Source organism: Halorubrum sp. Ea8 (assembly GCF_002252925.1).
GTDB lineage: Archaea > Halobacteriota > Halobacteria > Halobacteriales > Haloferacaceae > Halorubrum.
This window is the reverse complement of sequence record NZ_NHPF01000109.1, coordinates 12,281-37,415: the sequence shown is the minus strand read 5'-3', so window position 1 is coordinate 37,415 and position 25,135 is coordinate 12,281. Positions and strand designations below refer to the sequence as shown.

At 64.7% G+C, this 25,135-nt stretch carries 25 protein-coding genes; 12 read left to right on the top strand and 13 right to left on the bottom strand.

What is annotated here, in order from left to right; all coding sequences use genetic code 11:
* Positions 1-6: 6 nt before the first annotated feature.
* Entirely contained in the window at positions 7-420 is a 414-nt protein-coding gene (locus DJ74_RS13230) for a hypothetical protein (protein ID WP_094527536.1), read from the bottom strand.
* A gap of 260 nt (positions 421-680) precedes the next feature.
* On the opposite strand from DJ74_RS13230, the gene DJ74_RS13225 reads away from it, so the two are divergent.
* Positions 681-1,988 (top strand): glutamate synthase-related protein, encoded by a 1,308-nt coding sequence (locus DJ74_RS13225; protein WP_217900329.1) that lies wholly within the window; start codon positions 681-683, stop codon positions 1,986-1,988.
* The gene (locus DJ74_RS19430) at positions 1,985-2,374 is read left to right on the top strand and encodes a glutamate synthase-related protein (protein ID WP_212589816.1); all 390 of its coding nucleotides are present in this window, start codon (positions 1,985-1,987) and stop codon (positions 2,372-2,374) included. The genes DJ74_RS13225 and DJ74_RS19430 overlap by 4 nt, the downstream gene beginning before the upstream one ends.
* Positions 2,375-2,419: 45 nt before the next feature.
* Here DJ74_RS19430 and DJ74_RS13220 read toward each other — a convergent pair whose 3' ends face one another.
* The gene (locus tag DJ74_RS13220; RefSeq protein WP_094527535.1) at positions 2,420-3,394 is read right to left on the bottom strand and encodes a DUF3179 domain-containing protein; all 975 of its coding nucleotides are present in this window, start codon (positions 3,392-3,394) and stop codon (positions 2,420-2,422) included.
* Between the two features lie 103 nt (positions 3,395-3,497).
* On the opposite strand from DJ74_RS13220, the gene DJ74_RS13215 reads away from it, so the two are divergent.
* Positions 3,498-4,019: a cupin domain-containing protein gene (locus DJ74_RS13215; RefSeq protein ID WP_094527534.1), complete on the top strand. Its 522-nt coding sequence runs from the start codon at positions 3,498-3,500 to the stop codon at positions 4,017-4,019.
* Between the two features lie 4 nt (positions 4,020-4,023).
* The gene (locus DJ74_RS13210) at positions 4,024-5,331 is read left to right on the top strand and encodes a M20 family metallopeptidase (protein WP_094527533.1); all 1,308 of its coding nucleotides are present in this window, start codon (positions 4,024-4,026) and stop codon (positions 5,329-5,331) included.
* Between the two features lie 6 nt (positions 5,332-5,337).
* Here the strand turns inward: DJ74_RS13210 and DJ74_RS13205 are convergent, their stop codons facing one another.
* The 4 genes from DJ74_RS13205 to DJ74_RS13190 form a co-directional block, all read right to left on the bottom strand.
* Positions 5,338-6,366 carry an NAD(P)/FAD-dependent oxidoreductase gene (locus DJ74_RS13205; RefSeq protein WP_094527532.1) on the bottom strand — a complete coding sequence of 343 codons (1,029 nt, stop codon included), beginning with the start codon at positions 6,364-6,366 and terminating at the stop codon, positions 5,338-5,340.
* 96 nt (positions 6,367-6,462) lie between these two features.
* A complete protein-coding gene (locus tag DJ74_RS13200) occupies positions 6,463-6,840 on the bottom strand; it encodes a hypothetical protein (RefSeq protein ID WP_094527531.1) in 378 nt (125 codons plus the stop codon).
* 929 nt (positions 6,841-7,769) lie between these two features.
* Positions 7,770-9,059, bottom strand: a complete 1,290-nt coding sequence (locus tag DJ74_RS13195; protein WP_094524487.1) for an MFS transporter — start codon at positions 9,057-9,059, stop codon at positions 7,770-7,772.
* A 2-nt stretch (positions 9,060-9,061) separates the two neighbouring features.
* Entirely contained in the window at positions 9,062-10,174 is a 1,113-nt protein-coding gene (locus DJ74_RS13190) for an MBL fold metallo-hydrolase (protein ID WP_094527530.1), read from the bottom strand.
* A gap of 88 nt (positions 10,175-10,262) precedes the next feature.
* Here DJ74_RS13190 and DJ74_RS13185 point away from each other — a divergent pair, with 88 nt between their 5' ends.
* From DJ74_RS13185 to DJ74_RS13175, 3 genes are read left to right on the top strand one after another with little or no spacing between them, the layout of a single operon-like run.
* Positions 10,263-10,997, top strand: a complete 735-nt coding sequence (locus DJ74_RS13185; protein WP_094527529.1) for a helix-turn-helix domain-containing protein — start codon at positions 10,263-10,265, stop codon at positions 10,995-10,997.
* A 58-nt stretch (positions 10,998-11,055) separates the two neighbouring features.
* Positions 11,056-11,661 (top strand): class I SAM-dependent methyltransferase, encoded by a 606-nt coding sequence (locus tag DJ74_RS13180; RefSeq protein WP_094527528.1) that lies wholly within the window; start codon positions 11,056-11,058, stop codon positions 11,659-11,661.
* Between the two features lie 38 nt (positions 11,662-11,699).
* Complete coding sequence (locus DJ74_RS13175) at positions 11,700-12,509, top strand: nucleoside phosphorylase (RefSeq protein ID WP_094524483.1); 810 nt, start codon at positions 11,700-11,702, stop codon at positions 12,507-12,509.
* 742 nt (positions 12,510-13,251) lie between these two features.
* Here the strand turns inward: DJ74_RS13175 and DJ74_RS13170 are convergent.
* Positions 13,252-13,596 carry a co-chaperone YbbN gene (locus DJ74_RS13170; protein ID WP_241881461.1) on the bottom strand — a complete coding sequence of 115 codons (345 nt, stop codon included), beginning with the start codon at positions 13,594-13,596 and terminating at the stop codon, positions 13,252-13,254.
* A gap of 159 nt (positions 13,597-13,755) precedes the next feature.
* Between DJ74_RS13170 and DJ74_RS13165 the strand changes: the two genes are divergently transcribed.
* Both DJ74_RS13165 and DJ74_RS13160 read left to right on the top strand, forming a co-directional pair.
* Complete coding sequence (locus tag DJ74_RS13165) at positions 13,756-15,810, top strand: glycoside hydrolase family 15 protein (protein WP_094527527.1); 2,055 nt, start codon at positions 13,756-13,758, stop codon at positions 15,808-15,810.
* 175 nt (positions 15,811-15,985) lie between these two features.
* A complete protein-coding gene (locus DJ74_RS13160) occupies positions 15,986-16,927 on the top strand; it encodes a 2-dehydropantoate 2-reductase (protein ID WP_094527526.1) in 942 nt (313 codons plus the stop codon).
* A gap of 17 nt (positions 16,928-16,944) precedes the next feature.
* On the opposite strand, the gene DJ74_RS13155 is transcribed toward DJ74_RS13160, so the two are convergent.
* The 4 genes from DJ74_RS13155 to DJ74_RS13140 all read right to left on the bottom strand — a co-directional run bounded on the left by DJ74_RS13155 (position 16,945) and on the right by DJ74_RS13140 (position 20,831).
* Positions 16,945-17,361: a helix-turn-helix domain-containing protein gene (locus DJ74_RS13155; protein WP_094527525.1), complete on the bottom strand. Its 417-nt coding sequence runs from the start codon at positions 17,359-17,361 to the stop codon at positions 16,945-16,947.
* Entirely contained in the window at positions 17,354-17,785 is a 432-nt protein-coding gene (locus DJ74_RS13150) for a helix-turn-helix domain-containing protein (protein ID WP_094524479.1), read from the bottom strand. The genes DJ74_RS13155 and DJ74_RS13150 overlap by 8 nt, the downstream gene beginning before the upstream one ends.
* 91 nt (positions 17,786-17,876) lie before the next feature.
* Positions 17,877-20,303 (bottom strand): PAS domain S-box protein, encoded by a 2,427-nt coding sequence (locus DJ74_RS13145; protein ID WP_094527524.1) that lies wholly within the window; start codon positions 20,301-20,303, stop codon positions 17,877-17,879.
* 162 nt (positions 20,304-20,465) lie between these two features.
* Positions 20,466-20,831, bottom strand: a complete 366-nt coding sequence (locus tag DJ74_RS13140; RefSeq protein ID WP_094524477.1) for a DsrE family protein — start codon at positions 20,829-20,831, stop codon at positions 20,466-20,468.
* 172 nt (positions 20,832-21,003) lie between these two features.
* Here DJ74_RS13140 and DJ74_RS19665 point away from each other — a divergent pair, with 172 nt between their 5' ends.
* Positions 21,004-21,210, top strand: a complete 207-nt coding sequence (locus DJ74_RS19665) for a hypothetical protein (RefSeq protein ID WP_094524476.1) — start codon at positions 21,004-21,006, stop codon at positions 21,208-21,210.
* 35 nt (positions 21,211-21,245) lie between these two features.
* Here the strand turns inward: DJ74_RS19665 and DJ74_RS13130 are convergent, their stop codons facing one another.
* Positions 21,246-22,028, bottom strand: coding sequence for a methyl-accepting chemotaxis protein (locus tag DJ74_RS13130; protein WP_254922172.1), 783 nt, complete (start codon positions 22,026-22,028; stop codon positions 21,246-21,248).
* 175 nt (positions 22,029-22,203) lie between these two features.
* On the opposite strand from DJ74_RS13130, the gene DJ74_RS13125 reads away from it, so the two are divergent.
* Positions 22,204-23,295, top strand: coding sequence for a PAS domain-containing sensor histidine kinase (locus tag DJ74_RS13125; protein ID WP_094527523.1), 1,092 nt, complete (start codon positions 22,204-22,206; stop codon positions 23,293-23,295).
* A 263-nt stretch (positions 23,296-23,558) separates the two neighbouring features.
* Here the strand turns inward: DJ74_RS13125 and DJ74_RS13120 are convergent, their stop codons facing one another.
* Positions 23,559-23,915, bottom strand: a complete 357-nt coding sequence (locus DJ74_RS13120; protein ID WP_094527522.1) for a YbjQ family protein — start codon at positions 23,913-23,915, stop codon at positions 23,559-23,561.
* A 196-nt stretch (positions 23,916-24,111) separates the two neighbouring features.
* On the opposite strand from DJ74_RS13120, the gene DJ74_RS13115 reads away from it, so the two are divergent.
* Positions 24,112-25,026, top strand: a complete 915-nt coding sequence (locus DJ74_RS13115; protein ID WP_094527521.1) for an alpha/beta fold hydrolase — start codon at positions 24,112-24,114, stop codon at positions 25,024-25,026.
* Positions 25,027-25,135: the final 109 nt, after the last annotated feature.

The following is a 25,135-nucleotide window of genomic DNA, read 5'->3' as shown; positions in this document are numbered from 1 at the left end:
ACGATCCTATTCGTTCGCCATCTCGTACGCCAGGCGGTGCGGCATCAGCGCCAGCGTCCGGACGATCGCCGCGAGGGCGACGAAGATCCCGACGAGGACGTGCGCGACGCCGCCCAGCTTCAGCCAGAGCAGCACGGACGGGAAGGAGTGGATCGCCGCGAGCTGCGAGTTGAGCGCGGTTTCTCCCGCTCTGTCGGCGCCGCCACCGGCGAGGCTCCACCCCGTGTGGGTCGCGAAGTACTCCTCCAACAGCGGGTGGAACGCAGTGATCTCGAGGAAGAGCGCGAACCCGACAAGGAGGTAACCCACGACGGCGAACGCCGCGCCGATCTTGAGCATGCGCTTGATCCCGGCCATCGTCGATTCCATCTCCGCGGTCGTGAGCGGCTGCAACGCGGCCGCCTCGGTCTCGGCTGCCATGTCACTCCCGAAGCGACACCGGACATAAGCGTTGTCTGAGGGGCGCGTGACCGGGTTACGCCCATGTGATGTGGTCACAGGTCAGTCGGTCCCCGCCCATCGAGATCGGCCCTCGACAGGGGCGGTTACTTCCGGCTCACCGGAGGGTTATACGCCGCGAGACGGTGCGTACGGTCGTCAATGGCCCCAGTGATCGCCGACGCGAACCGCGGGACGTGCGACGACGAGAGAACGGACGCGGTGGGGGTGCGACGGACCCGATGAGCGCCGAGAGCGCACGCGACCCCAAACGGGTCGCGACGTGGAGCGACCTCGCGGATCGAGAGCCCTCACACGCCCGAGCCGCCGGCGTCGACCTCGTGGTCGTCCGGTACGACGACGAGGTGTCGGTGTTGTACGGCCGGTGCCTCCACCGCGGTGTACTCCTCGGCGACGGCCGCGTGGAGGGCGAAGACCTCATCTGTGGCGTCCACGGCTGGGACTACCGGTACGACACCGGGGTCAGCGAGTACGACAACTCCGAGCGGTTGGAGAAGTTCCCGGCGTGGATTGAGGCCGACGCCGACGACGAAGAGGCGGTGTTCGTCGACGCGGCGGCGGTCGCCGAGTGGGCGGAGGACCACCCGGAGCCGTACGACCTGCCGGACGGCACAGAGGAGGCGGACGACGTCGACGCCGCAGTGAACCCCGATTTCTACGGGGAGCCGAAGGCGGAGACGGAACCGTACACGCACTACATCCAGAAGCTCGCCCGGGAGGGGCCGGAGGGGATCGGCGAGCACGGGAGCGTCTCTGCGATGGGAGTCCCGCGGACAGAACTGCCGAGCTGGAACGACCTCCAGATCCTCACCGCCCAGCTCGACCGCACCCCTCTCGACGACGAGGCCCCGGTCGACTCGGAGTTGGTGATCGGTCCGAACGCGGAGAACCCGCTCGAACTGGAGATTCCAGTGTTCGTCAGCGACATGAGCTTCGGCGCGCTGAGCGAGGAGGCGAAGGTCGCCGTCTCGAAGGGCGCGGACGCCGCCGGGACGGGGATCTGCTCGGGAGAGGGCGGCATGCTCCCCGAGGAGCAGGCGGTCAACTCGCGGTACTTCTACGAGTACGCCACGGGGAAGTTCGGCTGGGACATCGAGAAGGTCGCGGACGTGCAGGCGTTCCATTTCAAGGCCGGACAGGGCGCGAAGACCGGTACCGGCGGCCACCTCCCGGGCGAGAAGGTCCAAGGGAAGATCGCGGAGGTCCGAGGTCTCGAACCGGGCACCGACGCGGTCAGCCCCGCGCGGTTCGACGATTTGGAGACGCCCGACGACTTCGCGGCGATGGCCGACCGCGTCCGCGAGGTCGGCGACGGGATCCCGGTCGGATTCAAACTCTCCGCGCAACACGTCGAGGACGACATCGACTTCGCGCTGGAAGCGGGGGCCGACTACCTAATCTTAGACGGGCGCGGCGGCGGAACGGGCGCCGCTCCGGACGTGTTCAAGAACAACATCTCGGTGCCGACGGTCGCGGCGATCCCGCGGGCGCGCCGCCACTCCTCGACGCGCGCGACGCGGACGACGTGACGCTGATCGCGACGGGTGGGCTCCGCACTGAGTCGGACTTCATCAAGGCGCTGGCGCTCGGCGCCGACGGCGTCGCTGTCGCGAACGCCGCGATGCAGGCGATCGGCTGTCTCGGCATGCGCGCGTGCGATTCGAACAACTGCCCGGTCGGGATCGCGAGCCAGAAGGAGAGCCTCCGGAGCCGACTCGTGATCGACTCGGCCGCGGAAGGGCTCGCGAACTACTTCGCCGCGACGGTCAAACTGATGAAAGTGATGGCCCGTGCCTGCGGCCACGACGCGCTGACCGAGTTCGAGCGCCGCGACCTGACGACGTGGAAGCGCGACGTCGCCGACCTCACCGGCGTCGAGTACGGGGGGGTGGGCGCGGAGGGACGTCGGCGGTGAGCGGTCGGCCCGGCCGAGGGAGTCGGCTCGGTGAAGAGTGTCGACTCAGTCGAGCGAGTCGGGTCGATAAAACGCCTCGGGGCCGTGGTCGTCTAGCCAAGTGAACGCGTAAAGCCGTCGCGCGGGTAGTCGTTCGAGCCGACGACCGTCCGCCGCGGCGCCCGTGGTCGGTTCCCACGTCGTCCCATCTCCGACGACGCCGTCGTCGGTCAACTCGAACTCGTGGCCGGGGTCCGCGTACGCGTGGATACCATCGTCCGTCGTGAAGGCGACGACGTCCCGGTCGCCGATCGTCGCTCGCACGACACCGCCGGCCGCGCGCACTCGGGAGAACGGGAAGCCGACCGCGTCCCCGTCGAATTCGACGCCCACCACGACCGCCTTCGGATCGATGTCCGCCGGGCCGTCCCACTCCCTGCGATCGGCCAAGCCACGGTGCGCGGCGAGACCGAACCCCTCGCCCGAGGCGTACTCCTCGTACGGCGACTCGGCGTAGTCGATCGGGGCGGGCTCGTCGTCGTCGCTCGCGGCTTCGCTCTCTCCGCCCGGCGGATCGAGGACGACGCCGTCCGGGTACGACTCGCGGAATTCCCGGACGGAAAGCATGGCCGCCAGCCGGACGGAGAGCGATTCGCCCTCGAACTCACCGGCGATACACTCGCCGGTGGACTGCTTCCACTCGCTTCCAGTCTCTCGATCGTACATCACGAGATCGTCGTCCGCGAGCTTCCCGGACACCCCGAACTCGAGGGTCCGCCCCGCGTGAGTCCGATCGTACACGATCCCGCTCCCGCAGAGGGGACACCACGTCACGGCGATCGGAACGCTGCCGGACGCCCTGTCGAGGGCGTCGTTGACAATCTCGTGGAACTGGAGGTACCGCACCGGATACGCTCGCGGCGGATCTGCGTCGGTCACGGCGATGACCGCGTCGTCGGCGTCTCCGTCGTACGAGTCGCCGAACCGAGGCTCGTCGACGCTCGGAATCGCGTCCCGCGGAAGGACTCGTCGGACGTTCACGTCGGTGACTGGCGTTCGCCTCCTATAATTCGGTCGTCCGCGGATTGGGTCCGCCACCGCACAGCGCCGCGCTGTTTATTCGATTGGCCCGGGACAGACGGGTATGAAACGCGTCCGCGTCGACAACGTGGAGAACTCGCTCCAGCCGGCCGCGGTGATGCGACCGCTCACCGAGGCGCTGGGGCTCACCGACCTCGCGGTCAACTACTACGAGCTCGAACCTGGCGACAGCTTCGCGTTCGCGTACCACAGCCACGAGGTACAAGAAGAGGCGTTCTACGTTATCTCGGGCACGGCCACGTTCGAAACGGACGACGGACCGGTCGAGGTGGGAAAAAACGAGATCGTGCGATTCGATCGCGAGGAGTTCCAGCGGGGGTGGAACCGCGGCGACGAACCAGTCCGCGCGCTCGCACTCGGCGCCCCGCTAGAGTACGGCGAGATGCCGCGGCTCCGATACTGTCCCGACTGCGACGCCGAGGCGGACACCGAGTTCGACCGCGTGACGGAGGCGGGCGAGGACGACAAAGCGTCGAGCCGCGAGGCCGTGATCGCCCGCTGCGTCGAGTGCGGCGCCGAGACGGGCCGCTGGTACCGTGGGTCGATGGACGGGGAGGTGCCGTGAGCCGATGACGCCGCCGAGGCTCCCGGAGCCAGTCGAGCGATTCCTCGCCGATAACCGGGTAGACCTCGTTTCGACCGCGGAGACCCTCCTGAGCCACGACACGGCCAACCCGCCCGGCCACACCGCGGCGTCGGTCTCGTGGATCGCGTCGCGGCTGGAGGCGGCCGGCGTCGACGTTGAGCGGATCGCAGTCGACCCGGAGAAGCCCAACCTCGTCGCGACGCTGCCCGGCACCTCCGACCGGACGCTGTGTTTCGTCGACCACATCGACACGGTCCCGTTCGACGGGACCGAGTGGTCACGCGACCCGCTCGGCGAGCGCGAGGGCGACCGGCTCTACGGCCGCGGCGCGACGGACATGAAGGGGGCCGTCGCCGCGATGCTCCAGGTCGCGCTCGCGTACGCGGAGTCCGACGCAGCACCGCCGGTTGACCTACAGTTCGCGTTCGTGAGCGACGAGGAGACCGGCGGCGACGCCGGCCTCCCGAGCGTCAGAGAGGCGATCGAGTTCGTGCCCGATGCCTGCGTCATTGGCGAGACCACCTCACGGAACGGACGCTGCGCGGTGTCGATCGCGGACCGCGGCGCCATCTGGCTGACGTTAGAGGCGACCGGCGGGGCCGCACACGGCTCGCGGCCGATGCTCGGTATCAACGCTATCGACCGACTGACGGCCGCGATCGACCGGCTCAAACGAGAGTTCGGGACGCGAGAGCTGGCCGTCGCCCCAGAGATGGCGCCGATCGTCGAGGAGTCGGTCGGCTTCCACGAGGGGGAAATCGATGCCGAGACCGTCCGCGACCTCTTCCGGTATCCGACGATTAACCTCGGCGTGATCGAGGGCGGCAGCGCGGTCAACGCCGTTCCGGCATCGGCGCGGGCGGAGGTCGACGTGCGGCTGACCGCGACCGTCGAGACCCGTGACGCGCTCGGGTCGATCCGGCGCTGTCTCGGCGGGATCGAGGGGATATCGATCGCGGACGTCTCGTGGAGCCGCGGGAGCTACGAGCCGATCGACTCGCCGCTGGTCGAAGCGAGTACAGCCGCGGCGGAGTCGGTCATCGAGAGGCGGATCTACCGCCGGAGCGCGACCGGCGGCGGTGACGCGAAGGATCTGCGCCACGACGGGATTCCGACCGTGGAGTTCGGTTTCGGGACCGACACCGCCCACGCGGTCGACGAGTACACAACGGTCGACGCGCTCGCTCAGAACGCCGAGGCGTACGCGCGGCTCATCGGTGAGTACGCGGTTCGGGTCGACGGCGGAGGCTCCGGAACCGGAGGCGGGAGCTCCGACCGCGACGAGCAGTAAGTGCGGTCAGTCCCCGCCGTACGTGTGGAAGTCGACCGCCTGTTCGAGCAGTTCGTCCGGGATGCCGGGGACCTCCTCGTCGCGGACGGGACCCGCCTCCCGAAGCGCTTCCGGCGTCCGCGGGAACTCCCGGAGCGCGAAGTGGATCGAGATACCGGCCTTCGCGCCGTCGGCGAGGGCGATCGGGAGCTGGTTGTGCCCCGGCGTCACGTCGCCGACCGCGTACACGCCGTCGACCGACGTCTCGCCGTGATCGTCGACGTCGACGGTCCCGTCGTCGTTGAGCTCGCAGCCGAGCTCGCGGGCTAGTCCGTTGTTGTACTCGGAGCCGTACATCGCGAACCCGCCATTGTACTCGCGGGTCGTCCCGTCCTCGAACTCCAGCGCCTTCAGCCAGCCGTCCTCGCCGTTCTGGACGCCGGAGACGTCCGCGCTCACCACGTCGATCGGGTGGTTCTCGAGCATGTCGGCGGTGTCGTCGCTCCACTCGGGTTCGTGGCCCCGCGTCAGGATGTCGACGTCGTCCGTGAAGTTGAGCATGATACCGGCCACGTGCGCGGTGCTCTCGGCGTGTCCCATCACGTACACCGGCTTGTCGACGAACATGTGCGCGTCGCAGTGGAGGCAGTAGTGGAGCCCGCGACCGGTTCGCGGCAGCGGCGGATCGGGGCGCACGTCGTTGAAACCCGTCGCGAGGACGACGGCGTCGGCCTCGTACACGGCGCTGTTCCCTTCCAGCGCGATGCGGTCGTCGTCGCCCGCGCGATTACACGAGGCGATCACGTCGCGGTGGAGGGCGCAGCCGTACTCCTCCAGCTGTTCTTTCCCGACCCCGAGCAGCTCGTTCCCGCTCGTCTCCTCTCGCGTGCCGATCAGGTTGTGGACCTCCTGCATCATCGCCGCGCGGCCGCCGCCGCGGTCGACCAAGGCGGTCCGGTGGCCTAATCGAGTGCTGTACAGCGCCGCGGTCTGCCCGGCGGGCCCCCCGCCGACGACGACCACGTCGTACGACTCCGTCGGTAACGTATCAGACATGATCGTGCCGTCGGCCGGCGCAAACAAAAACGTGTGTTGTTATCGAATTGCACAACCGTCAGAGCACCCCGGCGCCCCCAGCGGTTCTCGCTCGACTCAGTCTCGATACGCGCAGTGGAACCCGGCGGCGTGCCGGTAGAACGCCGGGAGGACCGTCCCGCGCAGGTCGGCGTCGGGTTCGTCAGCGAACTCAACGCCGACCCAAACGCGTGCGTCGTCGACGGCGGCCGCGACGTGCGGCGGGAGCTCGTACGCGTCGGCCGCGGTGAGATACGATCGCGTGAACGCGTCCGCGAGGCGGTCGAGGAAGCGCTCGGTCGGCTCGAAGCTGTCCCAGCCGTCGGCGACCAGCCGGTAGTAGGTGCGCCGGATCAGTTCCGACCCGTCGTCGATGCCGTGGTCATCGAACGACGCCGTCGTCGTACAGTCGTCGGTTCCGTCGTCTCTGTTCGTGTGGTCTGTGCTCTCGTCCATACCGCTGAAGACGTACGGTTACCTTAAGTAACTATAAGAGTTGTGTGGATACATCGCACAGACGGGACGATTCCAGTCTCGGAGCGCGTTACTCGCCGTCCACAGAGCGGTGACCCAGTCGAAATCTTGAGACCGATGCGAAAGGCGTGCTCCACATGAAGGTGACGTCGGCAAGCCATCGCAGTGGTTCTATTGAATACCTATTTTCCGGACACATTACCGTCTGAAACAGCTGTTGGTTAACGAGTGGGGAGATATGCCTCTGTTGAAATCCTCTTCTTCAAACATATTATTGCCTGAAACAGCCGGTCAATGAGAACTGCGTATTGATCGTCGTTCAGTGGTGCAAGTTCCGTGATGGTTCTGTAATCGTCACACTTTCGTTCAGTGCTGTTCTAATCCAATTCCGTAACTTGCGTATGCACCGGCGGAGATTCTGTATTGCAGCAGGTGGGGGACTCCTCGGAACGTCAGGATGCCTAGAGGCCGGTTTCGAGCAGGGACTTCATTTAGGTGGTGTTGTATTAGCCAACCAGCGAGCAGGCGACATTGTGGTTCAACTTCGGATACAACAGGGAGACACAACGGTCGTCGATAGTGAATATTCACTAGAACCATCTGATAGCTCTGAATCTGGTATCACTATAGACGACGCGTGGAGCGCTCGTGTAAATCAATACACCGTCACAGTAGGTCTTGACGATGGGATGACAGATTCATTTGTTTACGCAGACGATCAGAGTCACGGGGACTGCACGGTGGCATATATCGGAATACGGCCTTCTACTTTTCACTTCTCTGCTCACGAAACTCCTGACGAGACATTCTGCTCTACGACCAGTGATTGAGAGATGAATCCTCTGTACTGACCGCGACTGGGTCAGAATATATCACTTGCTGAGGATTTCAACAGAGCCGGATATATTGAACTAGTCTTGAGTGACTGTGTCAGTTGGTCGCTCCGTCGCAGGTGCGGGCGGCTCGTGTGTCCCAAAGTCTGGGTGCGTCTCTTCCATCCAGACGTACACGATGGCGCCGGAGATGAACATGAGAAGTGCAGTCATGTAGAATGCGGCTTCGGCGCTGACGAGCTCCATCGAAAGTCCGATCAGGATTGCACCGACTGCGTAGCCGGAGTCACGCCACATTCGATAGACACCCATACCCGCTGACCGCCACGTCGGGTGAGCGGCGTCGCTCGGCACAGTCATCAGGTTCGGATACAGTAATGCCATACCCAAACCGGAGACAGCGGCCAAGACGGCCCACGCGAAATACCCCTCGACGAGCACCATTCCGAGGACGCCGGCCCCTGCGAGGAACATCCCCCAGATCACGGGCGGTCGGCGGCCGATACGGTCAGCGAGCCCACCGGTCGCAATCTGGAGGAAGTACATCGCGCTGTGGACGCCGACGACGACACCGACAGCCGCAATACCGAGGCCTTGGCTCACCAGATACAGCGGGACGGCGATCCAGAACAGCGTGTCCACGAAGTTCTCGATATGGCCGGCCTGAGCCGCAGCGAACAGCGTTCTGTCGCCGTAGGTCGCTCGCTTTACCACCTCGTTGAACGGCAAGTTCGCGTCGCGGTGGTCGTCGTCACCTTCGGCCTGGGCGTACTGGACGGTCTCTTTGATCAGGAAGATCGAGATGAGGAACGCCAGCACGACGACTATTGCGAGGAAGTAGAACGGTTCGGGCCGAAGGCTCCACTGCCCGGCGATGACGCCAGTGAGCCACGCACCGACAGCGACGCCGGTGTATCCGAACGATTCATCGATGCCGACTGCGAGACCGCGCTGGTCGGATCCTGCGAGATCGATCTTCGCGTTGATCGCCATACTCCACGTCAACGCTTGGTTGATACCCAGCAGGATGTTGCCGACCGTGATCCACCCCCAACTCGGAGCGAAGATGAGGATGACCGGTAGGGGGAGTGCCGTCGCCCATCCGGCGACGAGAACTGGCTTCCGGCCGTACTCCTCGCCCCATTTGCCGGCGTAGAGATTGAGGATCGACTTCACGATCCCGAACGAGACGACGAACGAACCGATAACGAGGAACGACGTGACGCCGAGGACGTCCTCTCCCAGAACGGGGACGACGGTCCGTTCGGACCCGATGGTCAATCCGGTGGCGAACACGAGCAGGACGTGTAGCGAGAACTGCCCGAGGTGCTCGCGGATTCCCTGTTTGATTTCAGTACCCGTACTCATGTTTATTCGGCAGCGCAGTTGTTGGGACCCAGCTCCAGTTCAGCTAACTCGTCGGTAGGAACCGACTCTCGACCGACGTTCGTTCGCTTGACACGCTCGAAGTTCGGGGGATGGTCCGAGATATCCGACGCGAGTTCTTCGACGAACTCGTCGCGGTCGCGGCCGAGGTCCGTGTTCCGTTCTTTGACCTCAGCGAGGGTCGCAGTCACCGGCGGTTCAGGCGAGCCGGGATCGTGTGCAGGCAGCACAACCGCATCGTCTGGCCTGTTCAGCAGCCGCTGAAGGCTCTCGTAAAGCGTCGCAGCGTTCTGTTCGACGTCGGCGTCTTCGATACCGGCTTCGACGCCGAGTTCGACACGCCCGACGCTCTCGTGGAAGAGCGTATCGCCCGTGATCAACGCCGCACCGTCGATATCGAACGAGACGCTCCCTTCGCTGTGTCCCGGTGTGTGAATGACCGCGATATCGAGACTGCCGGCCGTGACAGTTTGTCCATCTTCAACCGGCGTCGCATCGATGGCAAGCGCATCCTTCGGGTGGAGATAGTACGGGACGCCGTGACGATCTGCGAGTTCCGCGGCACCCGAGACGTGGTCCGCGTGTGCGTGGGTGTCGAAGACACCGATGAGGTCGGCGTCGTACTCGTCCAGAATCACGTCGTATTCGTCGAGATAGTGTGACGGGTCGAACACTACGGCTTCGCCGTTAGAGATGAGGACGTGTGAGAGGCAGCCTTTCCCCGGGCGTGCAACCTGAATGAGCGTGCCATCGAGATCGACCGGAACCGTCGCCTGCCGGTGTACGCGGCTCCAACCGTTCAGTCCGTCCGTGAGCGTCACCGCGTCGTAGTCCAGTTCTCGGAGCACTTGCGTCGCGGTCTCCGAGACGACACCTGCGGCACAGACGGTAACAATCTCCTCTTCACGGGGGAGGTCCGATAGGTGTTCTTTGGCTTGTTCAGGGTTGTCGGTTAATTCGTCGTAGACATCGACGTTGACACTACCCGGAATATGCCACTCCTCGAAGTCTTCTCGATGGCGAATATCGAGGACGAGTGGCTTGCCGTCGCCATGTCGCAACTGCTCGCTGAGTTTTTCCGGCGAGATATCTTGCATCGGTGTTTGTAGATAGGATTATGTTCGCATATGAGTACTGCCGGACATGACCGGCACTGTTAATTCTGACCCGTTCAAAATACGTAGTATGAGCTTGTACGAGGCCTCGATTCGCGTTAAACACGAGTGTCCGTACCGGGAGATCTCGGAACGACATCCGGACTTGACCATCCGTGAGTGGCCGCTGAGCGACTGCCAAGTGCTGGAGATCACGTCAGAGACGACCCCGACCGACGGGCTGCGTGACGATATCGACCACCTCGGAACCGTTCTACACGAATCGAAAGATGACGACGGGTATCACGTTGTCACACAGTCGTGTCTCTGTTCACTCGAACGGTCCATCATCGACCGCTTCGAGAAACACAACTGTCTGTATCAGTCGCCGACGATCTACCGCCAAGGCTGGGAACACTACACCGTAGTAGCATTCGACGGTGAAGACGTCCGGGAGTTACTCGGTGATCTGAGATCCGACAGAGAGATCGAACTGCTCTCGAAGACCTCGATTTCGGAGACGCAGATCCCCCACAGCATGCTGGCTCCGGCGAGTGAACTGTTCGAGGACCTCACTGACCGACAGCTTGCGGCACTCCAGTTAGCACTGGAAAGTGGGTACTACGAGCAACCGCGGGGGACCTCGCTTCGAGATCTGGCCGATCAGACGGCCGTCGCTCGTTCGACGTACGAAGAACACCTCCGGAAAGCGGAGAACAAACTCCTCACGAACGCGGGACAGTTCCTACGACTGGTTACCGCGACATCCACGGACGACCCGCTACAAGTAGAGAAGACCCGACGAACCGAACGAGCCGCCGACTAATCTGTCATCAGTTCGCTAGGCAATAAGTTATTTTATTCAATAGCAATCGCCCAATGAGATGAGCGACGTCCGGAGTTTCGTTCGATTCTGTGAGACCGAGTTTGGGACTGCGGTCATGGATCGAGAGGCCGCCTATATCAGACAGCACGTCACCGAAGATGACCGGATTCTGAACGTTGGATGCGGCATCGGGTCACTCGAAGAGCGCTTTTTAAAGTACGAAATAATCGGTTTAGATCGCTCGGAGGATATGGTTCAAGCAGCCCGGGACCGAGTTGCTGCACCGATTGTTCTCGGTGATGCGACCGCACTTCCCATTGCAACGGCGTCGGTCGGTACTGTCGTCTTCGTTTCAACGCTCGAATTCATTCCCGATGTCGATTCAGCGCTTGCCGAGGCGACCCGCGTCCTCGCTTCCGAGGGAGCCTTAGTTGCACTGGTGTTGAACACGCGCTCCGAGTACGTGCAATCGAACCTGCAGCGAGAGGGGTCCTATTTACCGCGGATGATTCACCGAGGTTCTGAGACGCTGACCCAAACGATATTGGAACACGTCGATGGCGAGCAGGGGTTCTTTTTGCGTATCTCCGACGAGGGAGTCTTCGAGAGCTCTGATCCGACGACTGCCGCCATCTCGGCGATAGTCGGGACCCCAACCGGCTGACCACAATATCCTTGTCTGGCCCCGCGAACACGAAAGACATGACCGACTCGCCCGGTTCAGGTTCTTCTCCGCTTTTCGACGCGAAAGAATTCGACGAACCGTCCGTTTTCACACCAGAAGCGCTGCTGGAGAACGCCCGACGGCAGAAAGACCTCCCGGAACGCTCCGTGCCCGATATCTGTCTCCTCGATCCGGACGGCGATATCGTGCGCCACCTGAAGGCCACCGGAGAAGCGGACAAAGTCGAAACGTGGCCCGGCTACCACACTGATCTCTATCGGTTCGAACGGAACGGTAAGGTGTTCGGTATCGTGGGATGCGCTGTTGGGGCATCGTTCGCTGTTCTCGTTGCGGAGCAACTGTTCGCCGCTGGCTGTCGATTTCTCGTTAGCGTAACCTCTTCGGGGCAGATTGTGCTGAAGGATGATCCACCGTACTTCGTTCTCATTGAGCGTGCGCTCCGCGACGAAGGAACGAGCCACCACTACCGTTCGACCAGCCGTTATGCGACTCTCGGTGACGAGCTCAGCGCTCCGGTCGAAGAAGCGTGCAAAACTGTGTCACGTCCTGTGTACACGGGAACGACGTGGACGACGGATGCGCCGTTTCGGGAAACGGAGACTGCGATTGAACGTGCTAGATCAGAAGGAGTTCTTGCCGTCGAAATGGAGGCAGCGGCGCTGTACACGTTCGCCGAGGTTCGAGAGTTGCCAGTCGTTTGCGTCGCTCATGTAACCAATCAGATGGGACAGACCGAGGACGATTTCGAGAAGGGGGAAGCAGCTGGAAGTCAAGATGCGTTAGAGGTGATTGATGCAGCCGCTGCCGCCTGGCAGTCTCTCAATTGAGTAGAAATTCATCAGACGGAGAGGCGGTTACTGACACGAAGTTAGTGGAGCAGCACTGTACGTTGATACGTGTGTTCCCTGTACTGAGCGACTGTTGGTGAAAAACAATCGGCTGCTGAGTATTTCAACAGAGCGGTCGCAGTTCTTCGCCTCCCAGTCGAGAGAACCCCAGCAAGAACGCGAGACCCTGTCGGGAATTGCTAACTTTCCTGTACGAGGAGGAAGTAGCCAAAACGATGCGGGTTCGTGGCCGGCCGTTCTCGTTCTGGCTCCTGTTACGGAGAATCAAGGAGAAAGCCTCGCGCTTCAGCGCGCGGATGAATCCGACAATTCTCTACAGTAACCAGGAACTTCTGGTCGGGTGGTTCAAGTGAGTGATTCTCGTACTACTCGGTAGCCGAGGCGGTCTACCCGCCCATCTAATCGGACAATATCGGGATGGCCCGAACCCACACAGAAAGCACCCTTTCTGTTGTGGATTTCAGGGTGCAGTAAGAAGTACCTCTGAATCCCAAGTCGGGATAGGAGTAACGGCTGATTGACACAGCCAGTAGCCGTCACCGAGACAGCTACAAACCGTAAACACCCCAACCCAGCGGTACGGTGCCGTGGGAATCTTCGCCCTTCAGGGCGGAGAGGATGTCAAGGGCTGAGAATACATCGGGTCCGAACTGATATGCGAAGACGCGTCGACGCCCGCCGCGATCCGATGTCCGCCAGACCGTCTCAGCGCTCCCCGTCCTCACTCCAGCGCCGCCCGAATCGTGTCGGCTCCCGTGACGCCGACGAACCGCTCGATCTCCTCGCCGTCGCGGTAGACCGCGACCGTGGGGATCGACCGGACGCCCGCCTCCGCGGCGAGTCCGTTGTGTTCGTCGGTGTCGACGCCGAGGATCGGCGCGTCGATCATGCCGGACAGCTCCTCGAGGATGGGCGTCTGCTGTTTACACGGACCGCACCAGTCCGCGAAGTAGTCGACGACGACTTGATCGTTCTCTGCGACCGCCTCATGGAACGACTCCGCGCTCTCCACGTCGACAATACCGTCTGTCTTCGCACCGCCGCCGGAAGCCGCGTCAGATGACATATCGGATCGGAGGGCCTACGCCTTCATATCGCTTCCCGAACCACGAGGTAAACGGGTTACCATCGGCTCACCGGCGAAGAGTCGAACATGATCATGCCGAATGGTAACGCAAGTACATTATCGCCTCGGTCTTATCAACGCACCAATCGTTCACCGACCATGCCAGTCGAGTCGAACGCGCCGTCGGTACCGAGTGACAAGGACGCGATTCTCAGCGCGCCGCGCGACGACGGTGCGAACGTCCTCTTGACCGCGAACAGATACGACGATCCTCAGCGCGACCGTCACGGCGCAATTATCGAGGAGACGTCGGCGTTTCGGTCAGACATCGAGTTATTCTACGATCTCCACACACTCGCGTGGAACGCCGACGAGGAACACACGCTGGACGCCCGCGACGACGCCGTTGAGAGCGACGTCTCGTACGCGTCGAGCGAGGTCCCGGAGATAACCCTCGAGAACCGCTTCGACGAGGACGGATCGACCGGGACCCTCACGCAGCGCGTCGTCGCGAGCGTGGACACCTGCGGCCTGCTGATCGAGACCGCCGCCGAGTTTGAGACGGTCGCGGAGCGCACCTTCTACACCGTCGCCGACCTCGGAATCCACGGCCACGACCACGAGGACCCCAACGCGGTTCAGGAGGCGTTCGTCACTGAGCGCGACGGCGCGGAGCTAGTGGTCGCGACCGACGGCGACCGGTGGGTGGCGATCGCACAGGACCGCGACGGGGACCGCGAGTTCGACGGGCGCCGGATCGGCCACACCGGCGTCGCGGAGGGCCCGGACCGGAGCGCGTGGGCGGATATCTACGAGAGGAACCACGGATTCATCGACGACACCGACCGGGCCGAGGGGAACCTCGACGTGGGCGTCGGGCTGTACGTCGGCGAGACCGACGCTGCGTCGTGGCTCACTGGGGTGGGATTCGGGTACGGCGAAGAGGCGGCGGTCGAGCACGCCCTCCGGCTCCTCGACCGCGGTTACGAGTCGGAGCGGGAGTCGTTCGCGGCGGCGTGGGAAGACTGGCACGAGACGGTCTCGGACGGGCCGACAGACGACCCCGATGTCAACGACCTGTACGAGCGCTCGCTGACGGCGATGAAGTGCGCGCAGGACGGCTGCTGTGGCGTCATCGCCGGCGCGTTCAAGCCGAGCGATATGACGTACAAGTTCATCTGGCCCCGCGATCAGGTTATCATCACGCAGGCGCTGGTCGCGGCCGGGGCCGAACGCGAGGCGCGACTCGCGCTCCGGTGGTTCGACGAGAACCAGATCACCGGCGACGTCGTCGACGACCGCGGCATCGACCGGCACGGGACGTGGTGGCAGAACTACTTCGTCACCGGCGAGGCCCACTGGCGGGCGCTCCAACTCGACCAAATCGGTGGGCCGATATACGCCCACTGGCTCGTTTGGCGGGAGACGGGCGACGACGACCTCCTCGACGAGCACTACGACATGTCCCGGCGCGCCGCCGAGTTCCTCCTCTCGTACGACAACGGCTACGGCTTCCCGGAGAAACACCAGGACCCGTGGGAGGAGATCTGGGGCCACAGCACCGAGGGCACCGCCGCGGCGATCGCCGGACTGCGCTCGATGGGGGAGCTCGCCGACGCGCACGGGGACGAGGCGTTCGCCGAGGAGTGCCGCGAGCGGGCGGCGGTGTGGGCGGATAACTTCGAGAAGTACTGTTTCAAGTCCACGCCGTACGGCGACGCCCTCGTCACGGCGGACAGCCCGGAGACACCGGCCGATCCGCCGGCCGACGCCCGGCCGGACGCGGCGTCGTTCATGGCCGTCTGGCCGTGGAACGTCGCCGACGCCGAGAGCGACGCCGTCACAGCGACCCTCGACGCCGCCGCCGACGAGGCGTGGGTCGCCGGCGACTCGCCCTGTCTCGGGCGGTACCCCGGCGACCGCTACACGCCCACGGGGACCGTCGAAGACGGCGGCTGGCCGCTCTGCGAGGCGTACGCCGACGTCGCCAGGCGGCTCGGCGGGAGCGGCTCGGACGCTGTCGCGGACCACGTGTTCGAGGACGTCCACGAGTGGACGACGACGGCCGGGCTCCTCCCGGAGCGCGTCGACGGGGGCGGTCGGGTCCGCTGGAACTCGAACCTCCAGTGGAGCCAGGCGGCGTACCTGCTGCTCGTCGAACACCACGTCCGCGACGAGGCGTTCGGGCTCGCGCCAGACGGCGGGACCGACTGACCGGCGTGCGGGAAGGCTCTCCGGCGACGCCCGCCGCGACGAAGAAGTCGTGTCGATCGGCGAACCACCTGGAAACTGCGCGACCGGCGGGAGTAGACAAGGGTTAACACGACCGGTCCGAACCGTACCGAACGATGTCAGACTCCAGTCCGATTCCGACGGAGAGTGAGGGCCGGTGAAGGTCGCGGTGTACGGGGCGGGCGGCGTCGGCGCGTACTTCGGCGGTCGTCTCGCTCGGGCCGGCGCCGACGTCCACCTCATCGCGCGAGGCGACCATCTCGACGCGCTCCGCCGCAACGGCCTTCGCGTCGAAAGCGTCGACGGGGACTTCTCGGCGAATCTGCCCGCGACCGACGACCCGGCCGACGTCGGCCGCTGCGACGTCGTGCTGTTCACGGTCAAATCATTCGACACCGAGGCGGCGGCCCGTGAGCTTGGGCCACTTCTCGGTGACGACACCGCCGTCGTCTCGCTGCAGAACGGCCTCGACAACGAGGAGACGCTCGCCGCCGAGATCGGCCGGGAGCACGTCATGGGCGGTGTCGCCTACATCTTCTCGACGATCGCGGAGCCGGGCGTCGTCGAACACACCGGCGGTCCGACTAGCTTCACCTTCGGCGAACTGGACGGCGCGCACAGCGACCGGGCCGAGCGGTTCTTGGAGCGGTGCGACCGCGCCGACGGAATGGAGGCCGAGCTGTCCGACGCGATACGGACCGAACTCTGGGAGAAAGCGGCGTTCATCTGCGCACAGGCCGGTATGACCGCAGCGGTTCGCCTGCCGCTCGGCGAGATACGGAGCCACGAGGAATCCCGGGAGATGTACCGACGGATCGTCGACGAGGCGTGTCGGGTCGGCCGAGCCGCCGGCGTCGATCTCCCGGAGGGGACCGTCGACCGGTGGATGGAGTTCGCCGAGGGCCTCGGCGCGGACTCGTACTCGTCGCTCCACTACGACATGACGCACGACAAGCCGATGGAGCTCGACGCCCTCCACGGCGCGGTCGTCCGGCGGGGTCGAGAGCACGGCGTCGCCGTCCCGATGAACGAGGCCGTCTACGCGGTTCTGCAACCGTGGGCGCAGCGAAACCGGTCGAGTAAAACCGACAGATCCTGACTGCTGTGAAAACTGCGCTACTCTGACACAACCGCGTTGAGCGCGGCCGACCGCCAGCGGTCGACCGCCCGCGCGACGACGTCGTCGCTCGATCCGACGGCGGAGTACTGGTAGACGTGCCCGCCCGCGTCGAGTAGGCGACGGTTCCGCGTCACCAGTCCCGCCTCTCGGAGCCGGTTCAGCGACCGGTTCACGTTGCTACGGTCGCGGTCGAGGTCGTCGGCGAGCTCCCGGGTGGTGGATCCCGGCGACTCGGCGACCGCGTCGTACGTCCGGACGTCGTGGCCGCCGAGCCCGAACACGGTGCGGAGCACCTCCTCGCGGGAGGGCTCCTCCACTGCGAGCCCGTCGTCCCGGTCCGACCGGCCACCGGTCCCGCGCGTCGCGAGAGCGTCTGCGGTCGCGCTGCCGCCGCGGTCGGAGCGACTACTCATCGGCGACCTCCTCCCCGCCGGGGCGACCCGGGAGACGCGGGCCGGCCGGCTCCCGCGGACGGTCGACTACATCGCCGGCGAGATGCTCGCGACCCCACCTGAGCATCGGATCGAGGACCGACTCTAGTTCCCGCCCGCGGCGGGTCAGGGTGTACCGGACCCGGACCGGCTTTTCGCTGACGACCTCTCGGTCGACGAGCCCCTCTGATTCGAGCGTCGAGAGGCTGTCCGAGAGCATCTTGTTCGACACGTCGTCGATCGCCGCCCCGAGCTCGCTGAACGTGTGCGGCTCCCCGTTCAGCAGTTGGGTGAGGATGACCGGATGCCACTTGTGACCCAAGACGTCGGCGACCTCGATGAGGAGGCGCTGCGTGCGCTCGTGTGAGCCGTCGAGACGGGATATCGGGATCGGTTCGGTGCTCATGGTTCTGGGGTCACTCCCCAGTAGTATGGTCACCCACGCTACGTGTCTCGGTGGAGGGGTACCGAGACACATAGGGTCCCGGGTCACTCCGTCACTCTCGCTCGTCGTCGACGAACGACGAGACGAGGGTGTGCTCCGCCGCGCGCAGGTGCTGGTGCAGCGTCGCCGAGGCGATACCGAGGCTCTCGGCAACCTCTTCGGCCGTGTGCCTACGGGGCCAGTCGTAGTATCCCTCCTCGTAGGCCGTCTCCAGTACCGACCGCTGCCTGTCGGTGAGGCCCGCCGCGCCGTCTATCGGGACCGGGAGGTCCGCCCTGCGGGTCGGGGTCTGGCGCTTGGCGACCAGTTCGACGCCGTCCCAGTGCTCCGAGAGCGTGTCGAGTACGCGCGTAACGTCCTCGTCGCTCGGGACCTCGGCCATCAGTCTCGTGTCGCCGTCGCTCGCGTGTAACGACACCAGACTGAACCCGGCCTCGGCAAGCAGCCCCGGTGGGGCGCCCGCCACCGTGATCTCGACGACGCACGTCGCGCCGCGACGCTCGACGAGGCGACACTCTCGGACCGCGGGGTAGTCGTCGAGAAACGCGCGGATCTCGGCGAAGTCGCCGTGGGTGATCCGCGTCTCGTAGGCGTGGGCGTCGCCCGCGTCGGTGACGCTCCCGAGATGATCACACCGGCAGTCGAACGCCGCTGAGAGATCCCCGAGCGGGCTTTCGAAGGAGAACTCCAGTTCGACGGAGTCGCTCTCGATCAGCGTGTTCCGGCGCCGGTCGGCGATGATCGCGAACCCGAGCGTCTCACCGAGCAGTTCGAGGCCGCTCTGCGTCGCCTCGGCGAACCCGCTCTCTTCGGCCCCGGCCACGGCGAGCACGCCGAAGCGTTGGCGGCCGCAGGCGACGGGGACCGCCGCGGCGATGGACTCGTCGTCCGCGACCGACTCGGCTTCGTCACGGCTCTCGGACTCGAAGCGTCGGCGCTCGACGACCGCGGTGTCAGCGTCGTGTGCCTTCCGGACCAGTCGGCGCGCGAACGGCGACGTGAGGAACGACTCCTCGTCGGTCTCGCTGAACGAGCCCGTCGCGACCGCACTGGAGTCGATCGTCACGGCGTCGGCGTCGTCTCTCGTCTCCACGGTCGCGATCCACGCCGCCTCGTACAGCGACGAGCCGGCGAGTTCGTCACAGACCGACTGCCTGACAGCCGCACCGCTGGTCGCTCGCAGGACCGAGCGAATGACCTCGGTGACGAGGGTGTTGAATCGGTCAGCCGCCGCCAACTCCTCGCGGCGGCGCTCCAGTTCGCTCCGCCGGGTCCGGAGTCGTTCCTCGCGCTCCGCACGGGTGAACGCCGAGCGAACGACGCCGGCGAACAGCTCGATCAGCCGAACGTCGACCGCCCCCATCGGTGCCTCGCGGTCGAAGGCGCTGAGGACGCCGAACTCGCCGAGCGGCACGTGGACTTCGGCCCGACACGGGTCGTCCGTGTACGCCTCGTCGGTCGGCGACTCGTTCCGGACGGTCTCCCCGCTCCGGTACGCCGCGCCGGCGTTCGACGACTTGAGGTCGTACGCGAGCGCCGACTCGACGAGCTCCGCGGCCGCGTCCGACGTGACCGTCCGAACCAACTCGTTGGCGTCGGCGTCGTACAGTCTGACGCAGGCGATTTCGTGGCCGAGGATATCGACGACGGTCCGGATCGCGATCCGGCTCACGTCGTCGCGGTCGGTCGCGGCGAGGAGGTCGCGGCTCGCCTCGGTCAACCCCGTGAGCCGGCGTTCTCGCCGACGCTCCTCACTCACGTCGCGAGCGACGCAGACGAACTCGCCGTCCTCCAGTCCCGTCACCGACGCTCGGACGGGCACGTCGTCGCCGTCTTCCCGCGGGACGGTTAACTCCCCCCGCCACTCGCCCGACTCGGCGACCGAGGGTCGGCAGTCGAGTTCGAATCGGTCCGGATTCGCGTACAGTGCGCCCCACGTCGCACCGGCGATAGCCTCCGGGTCGTCGTACCCGAACAGCGAGGCGTACGCCTCGTTCGCGTGGACGACCGCACCCTCGCCGTCGAGCACGGCGATCCCGTCGTCGGCCGCGGCCATCGCCGCCGATCGACGGCGCAGCTCCCGCTCGCGCTTCGTACGCGCCGATGCGTCCCGCACGATCGCGAGTATCCGGTCGTCTCCATCGAACCGGACGGTCGTCGCGGTGACGTCGACGGGGACGACTTCGCCGTCCCGCGTGTGACACGACAGCTCCGCGGTGAACCCGCTTCCGCTGTCACGGACGCGTTCGACGAACTCCTCGAACACCTCGTAGTCGTGCGGATGGATGTCCGGCGGTCCGAGTGCGAGGAGACGCTCCCGATCGTATCCGAGCAGTTCGCAGGCCCGGTCGTTACAGCGGAGGATGCGGTTCGCCTCGGCGTCGATGACGAGGACCGCGTCTGGGGTGTGCTCGAACAGGCGCTCGAAGACGGTGGCTTCGTCGCCCGACGCGGTCCCGGATTCGGAGGTCCCCGTCATGGCGTCGGAGCGCGGCGGGACGCGAGGCGTGAGTGGATCATTCGAGCGTTCTCTCGTCCGGTTCGTTCGGTGCGCTCGGTTAAGAAACCAGCCACGCGAGAGGGTCGCGGCTCCGACGAGACGGGGAACGTGCCTCTCGTCCGCGACGGCGTCGGTCCGGACTCACGACATCGTGAGCAGTTCGTATCCGTCGTCGACGAGGGCCGCGACGTCCGGTCCGTGTTCTTCTCCGGCCGTTCCGAGAAGAGGAATTCCCTCCGTTCGACAGCCCGACGTCGCATTGAACGCGGCCGCGCAGAACGCGCAGGCGGCGATCTCGACATCGCCGGCCACTGCCCGGTCGAGATTGTCGCGAAGCGGGTGGTCGGCTCGCGTCGCCAGTTCGCCGGGCCATCGGGTCGCCCGGCCGTCGAGGTACACCCGCACGTCGTGGCCGTCGTCGGCGAGCCGGAGCGCGTACTCCACCCCGTTAAGCGCGCTCCCGGTCCTGTCGGGACCGGCGCTGAGCAACACCGCGTACTTTCCCATACGGGCCCGCAGGTGCGTTCAATATAAACCCTATCGGGGGACTCAGTTACCTCGTTACGACCCAGTTACCGGCGAGGAGAGGGCCGGAGACCGAGACATACCGCGCCAACCAGCGCGGCGTCAGTCGTCGGCCGCCGACGGCGCGTCACTGCGTTGCCCCTCGGCCGACGGTATGTCGCCCCGGTCACGGGTCCGGAACGTCGCGAGCGACTCGCGGAGGCGGGTCGTCCGATCCGCTAGGCCCTCCACCTTCTCGGAGACGCGGTCCGAGGAGACGGACCACTTCCGAGAGTTCGAGGCGGCGCTGCCAGACCTGCTCGCCGGCGAGCCGGAGGTCACACGGTTCGAGGTCGACTCGGCGACCGAGATGGAACTGTGAGGCGAGCGTAGCCGGTTACTCGTCGCCGGACGAATTTATCGACCCGTCGCCTCATCCGTTCGATCGTTCAGCTCGTTCGCCTGACTGATCGCGTCGATCACGTCTCGAGCGATGTCGTCGAGGTTGTCCGCGTACGCCTGCGTCGTCTCGGTCACTTGGTCGACGTTCTCCGACGTCCGAACCGCGCTGCCGGCGATCCCGTCGAGGTCGTCAACCGCGTCCGTGATCGACGCCGCCGCGGTGTCGGTACGCGTGTCGACCGTTTCGATCTGATCTATCGTCTCGTCTGCGGTCGATCGCACCTCCTCAACGGTCGCCTCGATCTCCGTCGCGCGCTCCTGTGCCTGTTCGGCCAAGTCCTTGACTTCGTCCGCCACGACAGCGAAGCCGGAGCCCGCCTCACCCACGCGAGCGGCCTCGATCGAGGCGTTCAACGCGAGCATGTTCGTCTGGTCGGCGATCTCGTTCAACATCCCGACGATGTCGTCGATCTCGGTGACCGTCTCGCGGAGGGTCTCCAACTTCTCTTCGGCCGCGGCGGCCGCGACCTTCGCTTCGTCGACATCGGCGTTCGCCTCCCGAGCCGATCCACGTGCCGTCTCCGCCAACGAAGCCGTGTCAGAACTGGACGCGTTCGCCTCCGCGGCGCCGCGAGACAGCGACTCGATCGCGTCGCTCGACTCGCTCAACTCCGTCCCGATCTCCGAGAGGAGCTTCGCGTGCTCGGCCGTGAGCGTCGAGAGCGGGGTCTTCCCGTCTCGATCCGCCGCCTTGTCCGATCCTCCGCTTCCGTTGTGATCGCGTGATTGTCGACTCATGAGTGTGCGTCCGCCGAGGCGGTTGGCGTACACTTCCGCGGGGGCTATTTAATCGTGGTCCGCACATTATCAGGAGTGACGTAAAACAGGCTTTCCGCCGCGGGGAGTGGTATGCCGTCGTGCGGCCCGATCGACCGAATCAGACACTGGAATTTCAGACGAGGACAGCCGATACATGGGTAACGAACCGACGGGGGGTAGAGACGTCGAAGCGAGCGAAAACGGTGGCGGCCGGTCGTCCGTCGCGGAGCGGTACCGAAAGGTATTCGAGCACAACAACGACGCCGTCATGATCGTCGACTTCGGGACCGAGTCGTTCGTCGACGTCAACCCGAGGGCGTGCGAGCTGCTGCGATACTCCCGCGAAGAGCTCCTGTCGATGGACCCCGAAGGCATCCACCCAGACGACATCGCTCGGGTTCGCGAGGAGTTTATTTCGCAGGTCAAAACGGAAGGAACCGGCTTCACCGACGACCTGACGTGCCTGACGAAGGACGGAGACGAGGTCCCGACGGAGATATCCGGAGCGACGCTGGAGCCGGCAGACGGGGGCGATGCCGCGGCGGACGCCGAACCGAAGCAGATGGTCGCGATGCTCCGGGACGTGTCTGATCGCGTCCGGAACCGCCGGCAATTAGAAGAGAAGGTCGAGCGGCTCGACCGGTTCGCCGGTATCGTCTCACACGACCTCCGAAATCCCCTCTCAGTGATTCAGGGGCACGCGGAGCTCGCCAGACAGACCGGCGGTTCGGAGCATTTCGACGCGATCGAGAACGCCGCCGATCGCATGGAAGAGATGCTGTCGGAACTCCTCCAGCTCACCCGGGAAGGCGACTTGATTCACGAGCGGACCGAAGTCGATCTGGCGGCGGTCGCGCAGACCGTCTGGGTCGACTGCGACATGGCGCCGGCGACGCTCGAGATCGAGTCCTCGACGACCCTTCGAGCGGACCGAGACCGATTCCACGAGCTTTTCGTAAACCTCTTCGAGAACGCCAGCGACCACGGCGGGTCGTCGGTGGCTGTTCGGGTCGGAACGCTCGACGGGTCGGACCGGAGTGGCTTCTACGTCGAAGACGACGGGGCGGGTGTCCCGGCGGACGAGAGGAACGACGTCTTCGAGTGGGGTCATACGACGACGGGAGACGGAACGGGGTTCGGGCTGGCGATCGTCGCCGAAATCGCGGAGGCCCACGGCTGGGAAATCGGAGTCGGAGCGTCAGCGAGCGGCGGAGCCCGGTTCGAAGTCAGCGGAATTGACCTCTGACGCGGGCTCGGACACCTCGACGCGGACGGACGCACCGCTGCCGCAAATGTCGTGAACTCACGGCGAACGTGTCCCTTCCGTGACTGTCCGCGACATATATGTCTCGTTAATGGGTATCTCTCGGTTACTCGAGAGAGCGGTCACGGGCGTCTGTGTATTCGAACTGGACCGGCGAGAGAGTTTTTTCAATACTAATTGATAGTTGAGACCGGTGCTCTCAATGCATATAGATCGTAGGCCGGGACAGAGCGACGGGGAGTCTTTTAGGCGAGTTTGACAGCTGTGCCGTAGGCGATCACTTCCGACGCGCCCTGGGTGACCTCCGACGTTTCCATGCGGACGTTCACGACGGCGTCCGCTCCCATCTCAAGTGCGTCCGCTTCCATCCGCTCGATGGCCTGATCTCGGGCATCGGCAAGCAACGTCGAGTAGGCCTTGAGTTCGCCGCCAGCGAGATTCCGAATCCCCTGGGTGATATCGCGTCCCACATTCCGTGCTCGGACAGTGTTGCCCCGGGCGATACCGAGCACCTCCACAATCTCGTGGCCAGGGACCGTCTCGGTCGTGACGGTGGCGACAAGTGACTGCTCTACATCTGTCAAAACGGCTTCTGAGGACATATCTACCGCTAAGAGGGGGGCAGAGATGATAAACCAGTAGTGACCCATGCGTTCACCTAGCGCGGCTACGGCCTCGATAGAGGCGGGCAGGTCGCTATGCGAACCAGTGGCCACGCAACTATATCGCGTCACCCGACGTGTCACTAGTATGAATACACGACCTCGCTCTGGTCGCGAAACCGCTGCCACTGATAGCATGGAGTTTTCCGAGCAATCTGCTGGCTCGGTCGACGGCGGTATTCGACCTGCCAGGGTGTCTCGGTTCGGGGACCTCTACGACGACGCCATCAGCGTACTCCTCGATGTCCCCGTTACCGACCGGTGGATCGAGACCAGAACAGGCCGAACGCACGTCCTGACTGCTGGGGATGCAACTGCACCGCCGGTAGTGGTGTTCCAGGGCGGCAACGTCACGAATCCGGTGACCCTCGCGTGGGTTCAGGAACTTTCCAGCGAGTACTACCTCATCGCGCCGGATACGCCCGGACAGCCCGGCTGGAGCGACCCGCACGAACCCGACGAGTACGGTCCGTGGGTCGCCGACGTGCTCGATGACGTCGGAATCGATCGGGCAGCGATGATTGGGGTCTCTCACGGTGGGGGAGTTCTCTTGGAGGCGGCAGTTCACGCCCCTGACCGAATCGCTGCAGCCGTACTGGTCGCTCCCGCAGGGTTCGGTACTCCCCTCTCGTCGGCTCTCGCTCGAATCGTCGTTCTGTCGCTGGCGTATCGAGTCGTCCCACGACGAGGGCTATTGAGCCGTGCCCTGGCCCCGATGTTCAGCGATCCGATAGAAACTGTCGACGACGTCGTCATCGAGACTGTCGGGCAAGCACTCCGGACGGGCGATCTTCAGGCTTCATTCCCCGGTCCGGACGACCTGGCAGACCTGGCCGCGTTCGACGCGCCGACCCTGGTCATCTTGAGCGAACGGGACCCGTTCTTCCCGGCGAGTCGAATTCGTCCGCGTGTCGAGCAGACGTTACCAGCACTCGTCGAGTGTATCACCCTGGCTGGCGAACGGCACTTCCTCTCGCTCCCAGGCCAAGAACGTGTAACCGACCATATTCGGGGATTTCTGGATGAACGGTTTGGCCCTAACGAGGAGTGAGCTTCCCGCTCGAGATACCCATCTTGTCGTTGTCGGACGGCATGGATGGTGAAGACCGAGTATATAAAACACGGATGAGTACTGTGCGAGAACACTTGTGCTGTTCAGA

Coding starts and splice junctions, on each gene's coding strand:
- DJ74_RS13230 (WP_094527536.1), bottom strand. CDS start 420: ATGGCAGCCGAGACCGAGGCGGCCGCGTTGCAGCCGCTCACGACCGCG.
- DJ74_RS13225 (WP_217900329.1), top strand. CDS start 681: ATGAGCGCCGAGAGCGCACGCGACCCCAAACGGGTCGCGACGTGGAGC.
- DJ74_RS13215 (WP_094527534.1), top strand. CDS start 3,498: ATGAAACGCGTCCGCGTCGACAACGTGGAGAACTCGCTCCAGCCGGCC.
- DJ74_RS13210 (WP_094527533.1), top strand. CDS start 4,024: ATGACGCCGCCGAGGCTCCCGGAGCCAGTCGAGCGATTCCTCGCCGAT.
- DJ74_RS13205 (WP_094527532.1), bottom strand. CDS start 6,366: ATGTCTGATACGTTACCGACGGAGTCGTACGACGTGGTCGTCGTCGGC.
- DJ74_RS13200 (WP_094527531.1), bottom strand. CDS start 6,840: ATGGACGAGAGCACAGACCACACGAACAGAGACGACGGAACCGACGAC.
- DJ74_RS13195 (WP_094524487.1), bottom strand. CDS start 9,059: ATGAGTACGGGTACTGAAATCAAACAGGGAATCCGCGAGCACCTCGGG.
- DJ74_RS13190 (WP_094527530.1), bottom strand. CDS start 10,174: ATGCAAGATATCTCGCCGGAAAAACTCAGCGAGCAGTTGCGACATGGC.
- DJ74_RS13185 (WP_094527529.1), top strand. CDS start 10,263: ATGAGCTTGTACGAGGCCTCGATTCGCGTTAAACACGAGTGTCCGTAC.
- DJ74_RS13180 (WP_094527528.1), top strand. CDS start 11,056: ATGAGCGACGTCCGGAGTTTCGTTCGATTCTGTGAGACCGAGTTTGGG.
- DJ74_RS13175 (WP_094524483.1), top strand. CDS start 11,700: ATGACCGACTCGCCCGGTTCAGGTTCTTCTCCGCTTTTCGACGCGAAA.
- DJ74_RS13170 (WP_241881461.1), bottom strand. CDS start 13,596: ATGTCATCTGACGCGGCTTCCGGCGGCGGTGCGAAGACAGACGGTATT.
- DJ74_RS13165 (WP_094527527.1), top strand. CDS start 13,756: ATGCCAGTCGAGTCGAACGCGCCGTCGGTACCGAGTGACAAGGACGCG.
- DJ74_RS13155 (WP_094527525.1), bottom strand. CDS start 17,361: ATGAGTAGTCGCTCCGACCGCGGCGGCAGCGCGACCGCAGACGCTCTC.
- DJ74_RS13150 (WP_094524479.1), bottom strand. CDS start 17,785: ATGAGCACCGAACCGATCCCGATATCCCGTCTCGACGGCTCACACGAG.
- DJ74_RS13145 (WP_094527524.1), bottom strand. CDS start 20,303: ATGACGGGGACCTCCGAATCCGGGACCGCGTCGGGCGACGAAGCCACC.
- DJ74_RS13140 (WP_094524477.1), bottom strand. CDS start 20,831: ATGGGAAAGTACGCGGTGTTGCTCAGCGCCGGTCCCGACAGGACCGGG.
- DJ74_RS19665 (WP_094524476.1), top strand. CDS start 21,004: ATGTCGCCCCGGTCACGGGTCCGGAACGTCGCGAGCGACTCGCGGAGG.
- DJ74_RS13130 (WP_254922172.1), bottom strand. CDS start 22,028: ATGAGTCGACAATCACGCGATCACAACGGAAGCGGAGGATCGGACAAG.
- DJ74_RS13125 (WP_094527523.1), top strand. CDS start 22,204: ATGGGTAACGAACCGACGGGGGGTAGAGACGTCGAAGCGAGCGAAAAC.
- DJ74_RS13120 (WP_094527522.1), bottom strand. CDS start 23,915: ATGTCCTCAGAAGCCGTTTTGACAGATGTAGAGCAGTCACTTGTCGCC.
- DJ74_RS13115 (WP_094527521.1), top strand. CDS start 24,112: ATGGAGTTTTCCGAGCAATCTGCTGGCTCGGTCGACGGCGGTATTCGA.